Origin of the sequence: Microbacterium sp. (assembly GCF_035554235.1) — a bacterium.
GTDB lineage: Bacteria > Actinomycetota > Actinomycetes > Actinomycetales > Microbacteriaceae > Microbacterium.
Map to the genome: position 1 here is coordinate 1 of NZ_DATMIO010000016.1, position 13,857 is coordinate 13,857.

Sequence of the window (13,857 nt, forward strand, 5' to 3'; positions counted from 1 at the left end):
ATGGGGCCCGCCTACGCGCCGGGAGAGGGGATGCGCCGGTTCCTGTCGGGCACGCCCCCGATCGTGGGCATGCTCGCCCTGCAGGACACGCTCGCCCTGATCGAGGGCGTCGGCATCGGCGCCATCCGCACGAAGTCGGTCGCCCTCACCGAGTTCGCCGTGCGGCTCTCCGACGCCCTGCTGGCTCCGCTCGGCGTCACTCTCGCCTCCCCCCGCGACGCGGCGCAGCGCGGTGGTCACGTGACCCTCGCCCACGAAGCGATGCGGGAGGTCACCGCCCGCCTGTGGACGAGGGACGTCATCCCCGACTACCGCGATCCGGGCGGCCTGCGCATCGGCCTCTCGCCCCTCTCCACCAGCTTCGCCGAGACGCTCGGCGGCATGCGCGCCGTGCGCGACGCGCTGCGCTGACCCGCGCACGTAGGCTGGCGAGACCGCCCGAAGGAGAGCGTCCATGACACCGACCGCGCAAACCTACGCGCCGATCGACGCCGCGATCGCCGCGCTGACCGAGGGCTCCCGCATCTGGAGCCATCTCACGCTGGGTCAGCGCGCCCGGCTCATGGAGCGCCTGCACGCGAGCGTGGCCGCGGTGGCAGAGGAATGGGCGGATGTCGCGTCCGACCTCAAGGGCGTCCCGGCCGGCCACCCGCTGCGCGGCGAGGAATGGCTTGGCGGACCCTATGCCGCGCTGGCATCGCTGCGGGCCTATGCCAAGACGCTCAAGACCCTCGAGAACGGCGGGAACCCACTCGACGACGTGCGCGTCGACGAGGCGCCCAGCGGCGGCCTGCGGGCCCACGTCTTTCCCGCCGACCTCACCGATTCGCTGCTGCTCTCGGGCTTCACCGGCGAGGTGTGGTTCCGGCCCGGCGGGAGCATCGACGAAGCCCGCGCCTCGGCCGGGCTCGGCCAGCGGGATCCGACGACGCCGGGCGGCGTGGGTCTCGTGCTCGGTGCCGGGAATGTCACCTCGATCCCGGTGCTCGACGTGCTCTACGAATTGCTCGCGAGCAATCGCGTCGCGATCCTCAAGGTCAATCCCACGATGGATCCGCTCGTCCCGGTGTTCGAGCGGGCGCTCGCGCCGCTCATCGAACCGGGCTTCGTGCGCGTCGTCACGGGCGGGACCGAGGTCGGCGAGTACCTGACGGCCCACGCGGGCATCGACCACGTGCACGTCACCGGCTCGGCCGCGACGTTCGACGCGATCGTGTGGGGCGCCGGCGACGAGGCCCACACGCGCCGCGCCGACGGCGCCCCGAGACTGCGCACGCCGATCACGAGCGAGCTCGGCGGGGTATCGCCGATCATCGTGGTTCCGGGCGTCTGGAGCGACGCCGACCTGCGCTTCCAGGCGGAGCACGTGACGACGATGCGACTGCAGAACAGCGGGCACAACTGCGTGGCCGCACAGGTCGTGATCCTCTCCTCGGAATGGCCGCAGCGCGATGCCTTCATGGCGGCGCTGCGCACGGCGTACGCCGCCGCCCCCGCACGGCCGGTCTGGTATCCCCGCGCCGATGAGAAACTCCAGGCGGCGGCATCCGCCTACCCGGCCGCGGAGTGGTTCTCCGATCGCTCGCGCGCGATCGTCTCCCTCACCCCCGGCGATGCCGCCTCGGCGCTCGAGGAGACGGAGTACTTCTCCCCCGTGCTCGGCGTGATGCCACTGCCCGGAGTCGGGCAGGAGTTCGTCGACGCCGCCGTGGCGCACGCGAACGAGAAGCTCATGGGCACCCTGGGCGCCAACATCCTGATCGACCCGGCCACGCAGAGGGCGCTGGGCGACGGATTCGAGCGCGCGATCGCCGACCTCCGCTACGGCAGCATCGCGATCAACGCGTGGACGGGCTTCGGGTACTTGACTCCGGCGCTGACGTGGGGCGCGTTTCCCGGGAGCACGCTGGAGGAGGTCGGCAGCGGCATCGGGGTCGTGCACAACGCACTGCTGCTCGAGGGCGTCGAGCGCTCGGTGTGCCGCGGCCCGTTCCGTCCCTTCCCGCGATCCCTCGGGTCGATGATCAGGTTCCTGAGCGTGTCGAAGGGTTCGCTGCTGCCCAAGCCGCCGTGGTTCGTGACCTCCCGCACGGGCGCGGAGGTCAGCGAGGGCTTCACGCGCTTCCGCATGGACGGCAACATCCCGCGCATGATGGCGACGCTGGTCAGCGCGTTCCGCGCGTGAGCGGGAGCGCCGGCCTCAGCACAGCGGTGGGATCGAACTCGAGTCGATCGGCCCGGTCACCCCGCCACGAAGTAGAGGCGCTTGTTGACGAACTCATCCATCGCGAGCGGCCCGAGCTCGCGACCGAAGCCTGAGCGCTTGACTCCTCCGAACGGGATCTCGGCGCCTTCGCCCAGCCAGTTCACGTTCGCCATCCCCACCTCGAGACGCTGCGCGACGTTCGCCGCGCGTTCGACATCCGTGCTGAACACCAGGCCCCCGAGACCGTAGGCCGTGTCGTTCGCCAGCTCGAGCGCCTCATCGTCCGACGCCACTTTGTAGACCACCGCGACCGGGCCGAAGAGCTCCTCCGAGTAAGCGCGCATGTCTTTCGTGACGCCGGTGAGAACTCCGGGCGAGTAGTAGGCGCCCGGGCCGTCGCTCAAGCTGCCGCCGGCGTGCAGCGTCGCACCTTTGCTGACGGCATCCTGCACCTGCTCGTGCAGCGACTCGGCCGCGCGCCGTGACGAGAGCGGCGGGTATTCCGCCAGATCGACCGATCGAGCGTGCTCGGTCAGCTTCGTCACGAAGTCGTCGTAGATGTCGTCCATGACGATCATGCGCTTGTTGGAATTGCAGACCTGGCCCCCGTTGTAGATGCGGTAGTTCCAGGCGACGCTCGCCAGCTTGTCGAGGTCGTCGGTGTCGAGCACGACCATCGGATCGGATCCGCCGAGTTCGAGCACGCACTTCTTGAGGTTCTTGCCGGCGATCGATGCGACGATCGACCCCGCGCGTTCCGAGCCGGTCAGTGAGACCCCCTGTACCCGCGGATCGGCGATGATGCGTTCGATCTGTTCGTGCGAGGCGAAGACGTTCGTGTAGACGCCGTCCGGGAGCCCGGCGTCCTTCATGATCTGCTCGAGCGCGAGCGCCGACCGCGGCACCGACTCGGCGTGCTTCAGGATGATCGTGTTGCCGAGCATGAGGTTCGGTGCCACGAATCGGGAAACCTGATAGAACGGGTAGTTCCAGGGCATGATCCCCAGGAGCGGACCGATCGGGAGCTTCTGCACGACGGCGGTGCCGCCCGCATACGAGTCGATCGGCTGATCGGCCAGCAGCGCCGGGCCGTTGTCGGAGAAGTAGTCGTAGATCGTCTTGCAGAAGTTCAGCTCGCTGGCGGCATCCTTCGGCGACTTGCCCATCTCCTGCCGGACCGTGCGCGCGAGGTCGTCGGAGCGCTCGGCGATCAGCTCGCCGATGCGCCGGACGATTGCGGCCCGCTCAGTGATCGGCATGCTCCGCCATAGCGAGTAGCCCGAGGCCGCCGCTGCGAGGGCGGCGTCGATCTGCTCGTCGGTTGCCGTGGCGAAGCTCTCGACGACCTCTCCGGTCGACGGGTCGGTCACCTGGTACGGGGCGCTGGTCATGGGGATCACCTTGATCTGGAGTCGGGAGGGGGGAATGAGCGAGCGAACCGACGCCGGCCGCCGTTCGTTGCCGGAGAAGGTTGCGATCAGTCTCGAACCTATCCGTTTCCGAGGTGTTTCTTGACGATCACGATCTGCTCGGCTGCCGCCGCGACCGATCGAGTCACTCAGAGGCCGGCGTTGTAGTGCGCGGCCACGGTGGCGGGCGACAGCACACTGCTGTACACGGCCACTTCGTCGATCGTGCCGTTGAAGTAGTGCACCGCGGAGGCGCTCCGACCGATGTTGATCACGGCCGACGCTGTCAGTGCGGCGGTGTTGCCCGTGGCCGTTCCCACCGCGGCTCCGTCGACGTACAGCGTCAGGGCTCCGGTGGCCTGCACGCGGGTGAAGACCACGTGGTGCCAGCCCCCGTCGTTGTAGGTCGCCGGGCTGATCGCGCTGGTGTCGGGGTTTCCGGTGCCGGCGACGACCTTGCCGGAACACAGTGACACGCCGAAGTCGTTCAAGGTTCCACTGGATTCGGCATCCACGAGCCCCGCTCCCTGCCACCAGTTGCTGCAGTGCGGCTGGCCGAAGTCGTTCGAGAAGTTCTGCGTCGATTTGAACCAGAGCTCTACGGAGAAGTTGCCGGAGATCTGCCGGGTCGCGGTCGCATAGTCGTCCACCCCGTCGAACTGCACGGCGGTGCTGGAGTCGCCCGCGATCGCACCGCCGACGCCCATGGTCGGTGCTCCGACATACGTGCCGTTGTTGTTGGTGGCGGTGATGTCGTCCATCGGGAGGGCGGAGGATGCTTCGCCCAAGCGCCAGTGACTGAGCAGGCCGGGCGTCGCCGCCAGGATCTCGGAGTAGGTGCCCGCGAGGTCGGAGAGTTCCCCCGGGGTGAGCACGCGATCGTAGAACCGCACTTCGTCGATCGCGCCGTTGACCTGGTCGACGGCGGCGCCGCCCCACTTCGCACGGCCGATCACCGTGTGGCCGCCGGCCTTCCAGGCGGTTGTGGCGGTCGCGCTTCCCTGTGCGACGCCGTTGACGTAGAGCGAGATGGTGTTCGCCTGCTTGTTGTAGACGCCGACGACGTGGTACCAGGTTCCCACGACCGGCGCCGAGCCGTTCACCTGCGCGAGCACCGAGGAGGTGGAGTCGGCGCCGCGTTGCGAGAAGGTGAAGACGCCGCCGGTGAGCTGCAGGTAGAAGGGACTGATGTTCGTGCCGTCGATGCTGGCGAAGGTCTGGGTGCCGGTGAGGGTGGTGGGCTTCACCCACGCGGCGACGGTGTAGCTCTCGCTGCTGTCGATGACCGGGTTCGCGACATCCACCCAGCTGGAAGCCGTTCCGTTCAGGTTCAGGGCGGCGGCACCGACTTTGCCGGTCGTCCAGCCGGCGCCCGCCTGAAGGGTTCCGGTGTTGTTGTTGCCGAAGGAGTCCACGGCGGAGGTGCCCGCCCCCGCGTTGAACGCCCAGTACGCGCCATAGGGGGTATGGGCGACGTTCGAGCTCGAGGCGGTGTGCGCGTTGCCGACGTTGTCGGTCACGACGTACTGGTATCTGTTGCAGGTTCCGGCCGGAACGGTGTCGACGACGGGTGAGGTCGGGTTGGTGCCGCCGGAGACCGTCGCGAATGCGCCGTACGTGCCGCAAGTCAGCCCGACGAGCGGGGCGCTGGAGCGCTGGAGGAGGCGGGTGCCGACGCCGGATCCGGCATCCGTTCCGGTGGTGAAGCCCACCGAGACGGTCGTGCCTCCCGTGCTGCCGTCGACGTACGAGACGGTGCCCGCGGTCGGCGCGGTGTTGTCGGCGGTGAGCGTGAGCGGCGAGCTCGCGGATGCCGTGCCGGCGTTGCTGGTCGCCGTGACGCCTATCGTTCCCGGCGCCGCGGGCGCACCCGACCACGAGTACGTGTTGACCCCGAGCGCGCCGGGGGTCGACGTCCAGCTCGTTCCCAGGGCCGGGTAGGTGTAGCTCGCGATGCCCGAGGCGGAATCGGTCGCGGTGCCGGTGACCGTGAACGACCCCGAGGCCGCCGACCCGCGGTAGTACACCGTCGACCCCGAGCTCCAGTAGGTGTTCGTGAACGCCGAGAAGGCCAGCGGCGGGGCGCTGGGCGCCGTGCTGTCGACCTTGACGTCGCCACTGGTGTAGCTCGTGGGGTTGCCGAGCGTGTCCGCGACCGTGTATCGGTAGCGGTAGCACGCCTGATCCGCGACGGTGTCGGACTTCGGCGAGACCGGATCGGTTCCACCGGAGACGAGGCTGTAGCCGCCGAACGTCCCGCACACCCCGTTAGCGGTGCCACCCGCCGAGGTGAGGGTCGCGGTGGCGCGGGAGAGCGTCGCGCCGGCGGCGGCGATCCCGCTGGGGTCGGTGCCGGGGCTGAAGGCGATGCTGAGGGCGGTCGAGGTCGAGTATCGCGCACCCGTGCCGGTGAGCCCGGCGGCATCCACCGACCCTCCGCTCGGTCCCGAGACGTCGCCGGCGGCCGAGCTGCCGAGCTGGTAGTGGTTCGTGACATCGGTCTGAGTCAACGCGCTGGTGTAGAACGACACCTCGTCGAGCGAGCCTGTGTACCAGCCGCCGTAGTTGCCGTCCGTACTGTTCAGGATGGCCCCGACGGAGAAGCCGTACATGCTCATCACCGTGCCGCGCGTGGCGGCCTGCGGCGTCAGTGCGACGCCGTCGATGTACAGCGTGAGCGTGGTGCCGTTGTAGGTGAGCACGACCTGGTGCCACGCGCCGTTGTTCACCGCCGCCGGCATCGTGAATTGCTTGTCGTTGCCGTTGCCGAACCCCCACGCCGTCATGGACGCGCCGCCCGCGTCGATCCACAGGCCGTACTGCTGCGTGTTGCCGCCGCTCCCATAGGCGAAGAGCACCTGCCGAGCCGCGCTCGAGGTCTTGAACCAGAGCTCGGTGGAACGGACCGAGGCCCCGACCGGGATGCCGGTGGTCCCGGTCATCTGCACGTGGTCGTTGACCCCGTCGAACTGGGCAGCGGCGTTCGGGTCGGCAGGCAGCGCCCCCGAGACTCCGAGGACCACCCCATTCTTGTAGTCGCCGGGGTTGCTGCCCTTGCTGTCGAGCGCACGGGGATAGGTCGACGGCGTCACCTGGAAGTTGTCGAGGTGGATGCCGGTGGTGTTGGACTTTGCAGCGCTGGAGGCGTTCGCGCCGTCCATGATGCCCGCCCTGCCCGGCGCCGTGATCGTCGCGTCGGTTCCCTGTGTGGTCAGCACGCCGTTCACGTAAAGCTTGAGCGCGCTGCCCACCATCTCGAGCCGAATCCGGTAGGTCTCGCCGACGACGAGGGCCGGCTGCCCCGTCACGGAGCCCAGGCTCGACACCGTGCCGTTGGTGTACTTGATCAGGTTCCAGCTGGCGGTCGCCTGCTCCCAGCGCGCCAGGTAGAAGGTGTTGGTCGCCGTATTGATGCGCCCGGCGACCCCGACGACGTCACCGCCGAGGACGGAGCGGACGTTGAGGTCGGCCTCGACCGAATAGTCGGCGCTGGGCGGTGTCGCGGTGGCGTAGTCGATCGTGTAGCCGATTGTGGTTCCGGCCGGCCCGCCGCGCCGCACTCGGTTGGCGTCGCTGAGCCGCGCGTTCGAACCGCCCGCCAAGTGCGTCCAGGTCGCCCCGATCTCGCCGGTGTGGCTCGTCAGTGCCCCGGCTGCGCCCGTGAACGAGTCCGACGAGGTGAGCGTCGCGCTCCCCTCGCCGAAGCGCCAGTGGCTCAGGGCACCCGCCGTGGCGCTGACCGCACCCGCGTAGTCCACCTTCGACACGCTCGCGCTCGTCGCGATGTGCTGATTGCCCACGAGGTCGGTCACCACGTAGCGGTACATGTAGCAGACGGCGTTGGACACCTGGGAGTCGGTGTAGACCGACGTCGGGTTGTTCGACCCGATGTTGACGAAGGCGCTGAACGTGCCGCAGGTGCCGTTCGTCAGCTGCGCCGCCGAGCGCTGCAGTTGCCGGGTGGCGATTCCCGAGCCGCTGTCGGTGCCGGAGGCGAAGGTGACCGCGACCGAGCGCCCGGCCTGGTATCCGTCGAGGTAGCTGATGGATCCCGCGGTCGGTGCGGTCGAATCGTTCACGAACGTCAGGGTGGTGGTCGCCAGGTTGCCCACGGCATCCCGGCCGGTCACGACTTCGCTCGGGCTGCTCGTGGCGCCGGCGCTCCACGAGAACGGGTTCGAGACATAGGGGCCGCCGGCGGGCGTCGACACTGTGGACGGCGTATGGGTCCAGCCCGTGGTCGTGCCGGTCAATGCGGCGGTCTGGCTGGATGCCGGGCCCGAGCCGGCATCCGCGACCGCGTTGGTGAGGGTGAACGACCCCGCCGCCGTGCCACGGTAATAGACGGTGTCGCCGCTCTTGGCCGCGTTGCCGGTGACCCCCGAGAGCGTGAGGGCGTTGGTGGGAGGTGTGGTCTCGATGAGGGCGGTGCCGCTGAGCCCGCTCTCGGCGCCCGCCCAATTGGTCGCGAAGCGAGGCGTGACGGTGTACTTCCACGAACCCGGAGGCACCGAGGTCTCGACGCAGCTCGTCGCTGTGACGATTCCGGTGCAACCGCTGAGTACGGTCTGCGGTGCGAGGGTGCCGGCGTCGTATCGCCTGATCTGGTAGCCGGTGACCGCGTGGCCGGTGGCGAGCGTGGATGCCGTCCACGTGACCGTCACCGATGCACCCGCGACGCTGACGCCCGGCGTCGCCCCCGCATTGACCGACGTGGCCGCGGACGCACCGTTGCCGCCAGGGGCGGTCGTCGCGAGCCAGTATGCCCAGGCACCGGCGCCGAGGAGCACGAGCATCACCGCCGTCACGAGCGTCGCGACGGGGCGGTTTCGGCGAGTCGACGGTGCGCCCATCAGCCCGCCGCCAGATACACGGTGAAGGTGGCCCCCTGGCAGGCGTTCGCCGCCGCGACGCTCATCGACAGCGCGTCATCGAGGGTGATGGCGAGGCTTCCATCGGTGAGGCCGACGCGCGCCGGCACGCTCCAGCCGGTGCCGCCATTGGTCTGCGTGGTGAACGACAGGGCGGCGACACTGCAGCCGGCGTGCGCGCCATCGACGGCGAAACCGCCGGTTCCCTGCGAGGTGTCGAGCGACAGCGAACCGATCTGCGCCGCGATGGTATTGGGGTTGGTGGCCGTCAGCACGACATCGGTCTGCGCGCCGGGGAAGAGGTCGGCGGCGGGCGTGCCCGGGCTGAGCGCCAACGGGTCGAGATCGCCGGTGTCGCCCGCGCCCGCCCCGGCTGCGCCGGAGGTCCAGTACGCATGGGCGACCCCGCCGGCCGTGAGGGCCACGGCGGCGACCGCGACGCCGACGAGCACGACAAGACCCGGGCGAGGGGAACGGCTCACGACTCCAATCTCCCCGTGGCGGTGTAGCTGAGCACGAGCGTGGCGTCTTTGCAGCCGTCCTGGTTCGCGTCGGCGTCGACCATGCCGACGCGTGGCCAGTCGCTCTCGGGGATGTCGAGCTGTGCGAGCGTGCGGGTGTCGCCGGGTTCCACCCGCGGCTCGACTGCTCCGTCGAGCTGCTCGACGACGAAGTCGTCGACGGTGCACGGCAGCGATGCCGTGGCGTTCGGCGCGTCGACCGATCTCACGGTGACGACCAGCTCCGAGATGAGGAGTGTCTCGCCGTGCGGGTTCGAGATGCTCAGGTCGAGGGGCACCAGGATGCCGGGGCCCACCGGCTCGGAGAGATCACCCGCGACGGCGAATGTGCGGTCGTGATCGGCCTCGCCGTCCCCCGACCCTTCGAGCGCGACGTTGCCGGACTGGCTGATGCACCGGGTGAGAAGCAGCCCGAGTGTGAAGGCGCCGATGACCGCGACCGCCCAGGCGATGATGCGCCAGAGTCGGGTGCGGCTCATCGGAGCCTCCTCACGATCGGAAAAGAGCCCCGTCGCGCGGCGGGGCCGGGGGATGGCGAGCCGGTGTGTGAACCGGCCCGCCATCACCCGCGGGTCACTGTGCGGTGTACGCGAGCGTGACCGTGGCGTCCTTGCAGTCGTCCTGGTTCTCGCCCGTCTTGTTGTTGAACGCGATGGTGGCGCCCGTCCACGAGCCGACGTTCGTACCGATCGGGATCGAGGCGTTGACTGTCATGACGGCGTTCGCGAGCGTGTAGTCGGTCACCTCGCAGGTCGGGCCACCGTCGACGCTGTCGATGCTGGCGGTGACCGTCGAGACGTACACGGGCTCGTCGTTCGCGTTGGTGAACGTGCCGCTCAGCGTCTGTGCCGCGCCCCCGGGACGGAGGTTCGTGATCACGCTGGTCTGGTTGATCGTGATCGACTCGCTGGTGCCGGTCGTGGCCGATCCCGTGCCCGTCCCGCCCGCGGTCCAATACGCGTACGCGATTCCGGCGCCGCCCAAGAGCACGACGGTGGCGGCTGCGATCACGATGAGACGCTTGGTGCTCTTGCGCATTTCTCTACTCTCTTGTCGTCGGGGAGACCAGACATGTCGGCGAGTCGTCTCTCCCCGAGCACGACCCGACAGCTGCAGCACTTCGGACGATATCAGGAGGCTCGGTAAACGCGTACCGTCCCATCCGCGAACCGATCGGTCGCGGCGACGAGGGCGGCGGTGATCCCGGATTCGGTCGCGGAGTGACCCGCGTCATCCACCACCACGAGCTCCGCGTGCGGAAGAGCCCGGTGCAGATCCCAGGCCGTCATGATCGGCGTGCAGACGTCGTAGCGTCCCTGCACGATCACGGTCGGGATGTCGCGGAGGATGCCGGCATCCTGGATCAGCTGTCCCTCTCGCAGCCAGCCGCCGTGCATGAAGTAGTGGTTCTCGATGCGCGCGAATGCCGTGGCCGTGCGACGTTCGGCCATGTTCGACACGAGGTCGGGATCGGGCCGCAGAGTCAGCGTCGAGGCCTCCCACGTGGTCCACGCGACGGCCGCGGGCACGTGCACCGCCGGGTCGGGGTCGGTGAGGCGCCGATGGTAGGCCTCGATCAGCCGCGAGCGCTCGAGCACCGGAATGGGCTCGATGAAGTGCTCCCACAGGTCGGGGAAGATCGCCGAGGCGCCGCCCTCGTAGAACCACTCCAGCTCGTGCCGGCGCAGGGTGAAGATCCCCCGCAGCACGAGCTCGGTCACGGCAGCGGGATGGGTCTGCGCGTACGCCAGCGCAAGCGCGCTGCCCCACGATCCGCCGAAGACCTGCCATCGCGCGATGCCGAGGTTCTTGCGCAGCAGCTCGATGTCGGCGACGAGGTGCCACGTCGTGTTGTGCCGCATGTCGGCACCGGGCCCGCTCGCGTGCGGGGTGCTGCGCCCGCAGCCGCGCTGATCGAACAGCACGATGCGGTACTTCTCGGGGTCGAACAGCCGGCGGTGCCACTCGGTGGTGCCCGCGCCCGGACCGCCGTGCAGGAAGACCACGGGTTTGCCGTCGGGGTTGCCGCTGCACTCCCAATAGACGCGGTGCCCGTCGCCCACGAGCAGCATGCCGCTCTCGTACGGCTCGATCGCGGGATAGAGCGAGCCGAGCGCGGTCATAGGCTGCTCCCCGGCACCGAGAAGGTGTCGCAGGCCTGCACACCGCCCTCGTACCCTTCGGCGAACCAGCGCTGGCGCATCTCGCTCGAGCCGTGCGTCCACCCCTCTGGGTTGACGGCACCCCCGGATTCGGCCTGGATGTGGTCATCGCCGACCGTGGCGGCCGCGTTGAGCGCGTCTGCCATCTGCTGCGGGGTCGGGGCCTCGAGGAAGGGCACGCCGCTGGCGTCCTCCTGCTCGGTCATGGCGCCGACCCACGCGCCGGCGAAGCAATCGGCCTGCAGCTCGGTGCGCACGCTGTTGCTGTCGGGCCCCGTGCCGTTGTTCGGGTACTGCTGCATGATGCCGGTGATCTGCTGCACGTGGTGGCCGTACTCGTGGGCGAGAACGTACAGCTGCGACAGCGAGCCCGCGGTCGCGTCGAACCGCTCGCGGAGCAGGGCGAAGAAGGTCGGGTCGACGTAGACCGTCTCTTCGGGCGGGCAGTAGAAGGGGCCGGTGGCGTTGGATGCCGTGCCGCACTGCGTTCCGGTCTGTCCGTCGACGATGATCAGTTGCGGCTCGCGGTAGCCCTCGACGTTCTCGGCCCAGAACTGGTCAATGGCGAGGGATGCCGCGGCCAGCCGGCAGTCGTCGCTCTCGTTGGCGTCGGCACCGGTCTCGCAGTTCGCGATCTCCGAGCCGCCGGTCTCGGGAGCCGTGCCTCCGCCCCCGCCGAGCAGGGCGGAGAAGTCGCCGCCCGTCAGCAGCTGCAGGATGAGCACCGCGACCGCGCCCAGGCCCACCACGCCGCCGCCGGCGACCGCGGCGGTGCGCCCGCGGCGCCTCGCCTTGTTTCCTCCGACATTGGCGTTCTCGTTGAACGTCATGCCCTTACGGTAGTTGACACACCGGCCTGCGCGCTGTCGCGGCGCCAGGCAGAATGGAAGCAACGAAGGAGCTGGGATGAGCGACACCATGGGCGTGACGGATGCCGCCGCGCTGCGCGCGCCGCACGATCACTCCGCCGAGGCCGGGCTCGAGACGAGCCCTCTGCACCTGCCGCACCCCGCGGCGGAGTGCCCGAAGTGCTTCGTCGAACTGCAGCGCGACCGCGACTGGTGGCTCGCCCGTCCCGCCGGCTCGCGGCTCGTCGGCCTCGTCGTCGCGCGCGACGGCATGCCGCCCGTGGTCGAGCAGCGCGACGACCTGACGCGCTTCGGCGTTCCGATCGAGGGGTTCCGGCATCCTGCGCCCGACATCCTGGAATCGTGGGAGGAGCGCCTGAACCGCTTCTTCGGCACCGTGCGCTCGGGCGACGTGCTCGTGGTCACGAGCGTGCACGCCCTCGGCCGCGACATCGACGAGGAGACGCGCACGGTCGCCGAGCTGCGTCGCCGCGGGATCATGGTCAAGGTGCTCGGCCACGGCGGCCGCCACCTCTACGACGCCGGGCGCTGACTCGAGGCGGGCATATCGCCCCGCAGGCGCTACTGCGCGCCCACGTACTGACGCAGATGGGTCGCAGTCAGGGTCTTTCCGCTCTTCACGAGCTCCGCGGGCGGACCCTCGAAGACGATCGCGCCGCCGTCGTGGCCGGCGCCCGGCCCGAGATCGATGATCCAGTCGGCATGCGCCATGACCGCCTGATGGTGCTCGATGACGATGACGCTGTTGCCGGCGTCGACGAGGCGGTCGAGCATCGCGAGCAGGTTGTCGACGTCGGCGAGGTGCAGGCCGGTGGTCGGCTCGTCGAGCACGTAGATCGCGCCCTTCTTCGCCATGCTGATCGCGAGCTTGAGGCGCTGGCGCTCCCCACCGGAGAGTGTGTTGAGCGCCTGCCCCAGGGTGATGTAGCCGAGACCGACGTCGATCAGGCGGGCGAGCATCGTCTGGGAGACGCCCTTCGGGAAGAACTCGGCCGCCTCGGCCACCGACATCGCCAGCACCTCCGCGATGTTCTTGCCGTCCAGGCGGTACTCGAGCGCCTCGTCGGAGAACCCCGTGCCCCCGCATACCTCGCACAGCGTCTCGACGCTCGACGTGAAACCGAGCTCGGTGATGATGACGCCGAGGCCCTTGCACGCCGGGCAGGCGCCCTCGGAGTTGGCGCTGAAGAACGCGGGCTTTACGCCGTTCGCCTTCGCGAAGGCGGCGCGGATGCCATCGAGGAGGCCCGTGTAGGTGGCCGGGCTGCTTCGGCGCGACCCCTTGATGGCCGACTGATCCACCACGACGACGTCATCGAACGCCGGAACGTTGCCGTGGATCAGCGACGACTTGCCCGAGCCTGCGACGCCGGTCACCACGGTAAGCGTGCCGAGCGGAACATCGACATCGACGTTCTTCAGGTTGTGCTGGGTCGCCCCGCGGATCTCGAGCACGCCCTTCGGCGCGCGCACGGCGGGCTTGAGCCGGGCACGGTGGTCGAGGTGGCGACCGGTGAGGGTGTCGGACGAGCGGAGGCCCGCGACATCCCCCGTGAACATGATCTCGCCGCCGTTGCGGCCCGCCCCCGGCCCGAGGTCGACGACGTGATCGGCGATGTCGATCACTTCGGGCTTGTGCTCCACGACGAGCACGGTGTTGCCCTTGTCGCGCAGCTGGCGCAGCAGCTCGTTCATCCGCTGGATGTCGTGCGGGTGCAATCCGGCGGTGGGCTCGTCGAACACGTACGTGATGTCGGTGAGGCTCGAGCCGAGGTGGCGGATCATCTTCGTACGCTGCGCCTCGCCGCCCGAGAGCGTG

At 69.4% G+C, this 13,857-nt stretch carries 11 protein-coding genes; 3 read left to right on the top strand and 8 right to left on the bottom strand.

What is annotated here, in order from left to right; translation table 11 throughout:
• On the top strand, positions 1–411 hold a 411-nt coding region (locus VNT50_RS00790; protein ID WP_491715928.1), incomplete at its 5' end, for a kynureninase/PvdN C-terminal domain-containing protein.
• Positions 412–454: 43 nt separating this feature from the next.
• Positions 455–2,185: an aldehyde dehydrogenase family protein gene (locus VNT50_RS00795; RefSeq protein ID WP_325483207.1), complete on the top strand. Its 1,731-nt coding sequence runs from the start codon at positions 455–457 to the stop codon at positions 2,183–2,185.
• Between the two features lie 56 nt (positions 2,186–2,241).
• Here the strand turns inward: VNT50_RS00795 and VNT50_RS00800 are convergent, their stop codons facing one another.
• From VNT50_RS00800 to ypfJ, 7 genes are all read right to left on the bottom strand, one after another.
• Positions 2,242–3,597, bottom strand: coding sequence for an NAD-dependent succinate-semialdehyde dehydrogenase (locus tag VNT50_RS00800; protein ID WP_325483208.1), 1,356 nt, complete (start codon positions 3,595–3,597; stop codon positions 2,242–2,244).
• Between the two features lie 167 nt (positions 3,598–3,764).
• Complete coding sequence (locus VNT50_RS00805) at positions 3,765–8,468, bottom strand: LamG domain-containing protein (protein ID WP_325483209.1); 4,704 nt, start codon at positions 8,466–8,468, stop codon at positions 3,765–3,767.
• Positions 8,468–8,968, bottom strand: a complete 501-nt coding sequence (locus VNT50_RS00810; RefSeq protein WP_325483210.1) for a hypothetical protein — start codon at positions 8,966–8,968, stop codon at positions 8,468–8,470. Before VNT50_RS00810 ends, VNT50_RS00805 begins: the two co-directional genes overlap by 1 nt.
• Positions 8,965–9,486, bottom strand: coding sequence for a hypothetical protein (locus VNT50_RS00815; RefSeq protein ID WP_325483211.1), 522 nt, complete (start codon positions 9,484–9,486; stop codon positions 8,965–8,967). Before VNT50_RS00815 ends, VNT50_RS00810 begins: the two co-directional genes overlap by 4 nt.
• 94 nt (positions 9,487–9,580) lie before the next feature.
• Positions 9,581–10,045 (bottom strand): hypothetical protein, encoded by a 465-nt coding sequence (locus tag VNT50_RS00820; RefSeq protein WP_325483212.1) that lies wholly within the window; start codon positions 10,043–10,045, stop codon positions 9,581–9,583.
• Positions 10,046–10,137: 92 nt separating this feature from the next.
• Complete coding sequence (gene pip / locus VNT50_RS00825; protein WP_325483213.1) at positions 10,138–11,130, bottom strand: prolyl aminopeptidase; 993 nt, start codon at positions 11,128–11,130, stop codon at positions 10,138–10,140.
• Positions 11,127–11,999, bottom strand: a complete 873-nt coding sequence (gene ypfJ / locus VNT50_RS00830; protein WP_325483214.1) for a KPN_02809 family neutral zinc metallopeptidase — start codon at positions 11,997–11,999, stop codon at positions 11,127–11,129. Before ypfJ ends, pip begins: the two co-directional genes overlap by 4 nt.
• A gap of 76 nt (positions 12,000–12,075) precedes the next feature.
• Here ypfJ and VNT50_RS00835 point away from each other — a divergent pair, with 76 nt between their 5' ends.
• Positions 12,076–12,570, top strand: coding sequence for a recombinase family protein (locus VNT50_RS00835; RefSeq protein ID WP_325483215.1), 495 nt, complete (start codon positions 12,076–12,078; stop codon positions 12,568–12,570).
• 29 nt (positions 12,571–12,599) lie between these two features.
• Here the strand turns inward: VNT50_RS00835 and VNT50_RS00840 are convergent.
• Positions 12,600–13,857: ATP-binding cassette domain-containing protein (locus VNT50_RS00840; protein WP_325483216.1), on the bottom strand; the 1,258-nt coding region annotated here is incomplete at its 5' end.

Bases quoted from the DNA above. Each gene is read 5' to 3' on its own strand.
- VNT50_RS00800 (WP_325483208.1), bottom strand. From the start codon at position 3,597: ATGACCAGCGCCCCGTACCAGGTGACCGACCCGTCGACCGGAGAGGTC.
- VNT50_RS00835 (WP_325483215.1), top strand. From the start codon at position 12,076: ATGAGCGACACCATGGGCGTGACGGATGCCGCCGCGCTGCGCGCGCCG.
- pip (WP_325483213.1), bottom strand. From the start codon at position 11,130: ATGACCGCGCTCGGCTCGCTCTATCCCGCGATCGAGCCGTACGAGAGC.
- VNT50_RS00805 (WP_325483209.1), bottom strand. From the start codon at position 8,468: ATGGGCGCACCGTCGACTCGCCGAAACCGCCCCGTCGCGACGCTCGTG.
- ypfJ (WP_325483214.1), bottom strand. From the start codon at position 11,999: ATGACGTTCAACGAGAACGCCAATGTCGGAGGAAACAAGGCGAGGCGC.
- VNT50_RS00795 (WP_325483207.1), top strand. From the start codon at position 455: ATGACACCGACCGCGCAAACCTACGCGCCGATCGACGCCGCGATCGCC.
- VNT50_RS00815 (WP_325483211.1), bottom strand. From the start codon at position 9,486: ATGAGCCGCACCCGACTCTGGCGCATCATCGCCTGGGCGGTCGCGGTC.
- VNT50_RS00820 (WP_325483212.1), bottom strand. From the start codon at position 10,045: ATGCGCAAGAGCACCAAGCGTCTCATCGTGATCGCAGCCGCCACCGTC.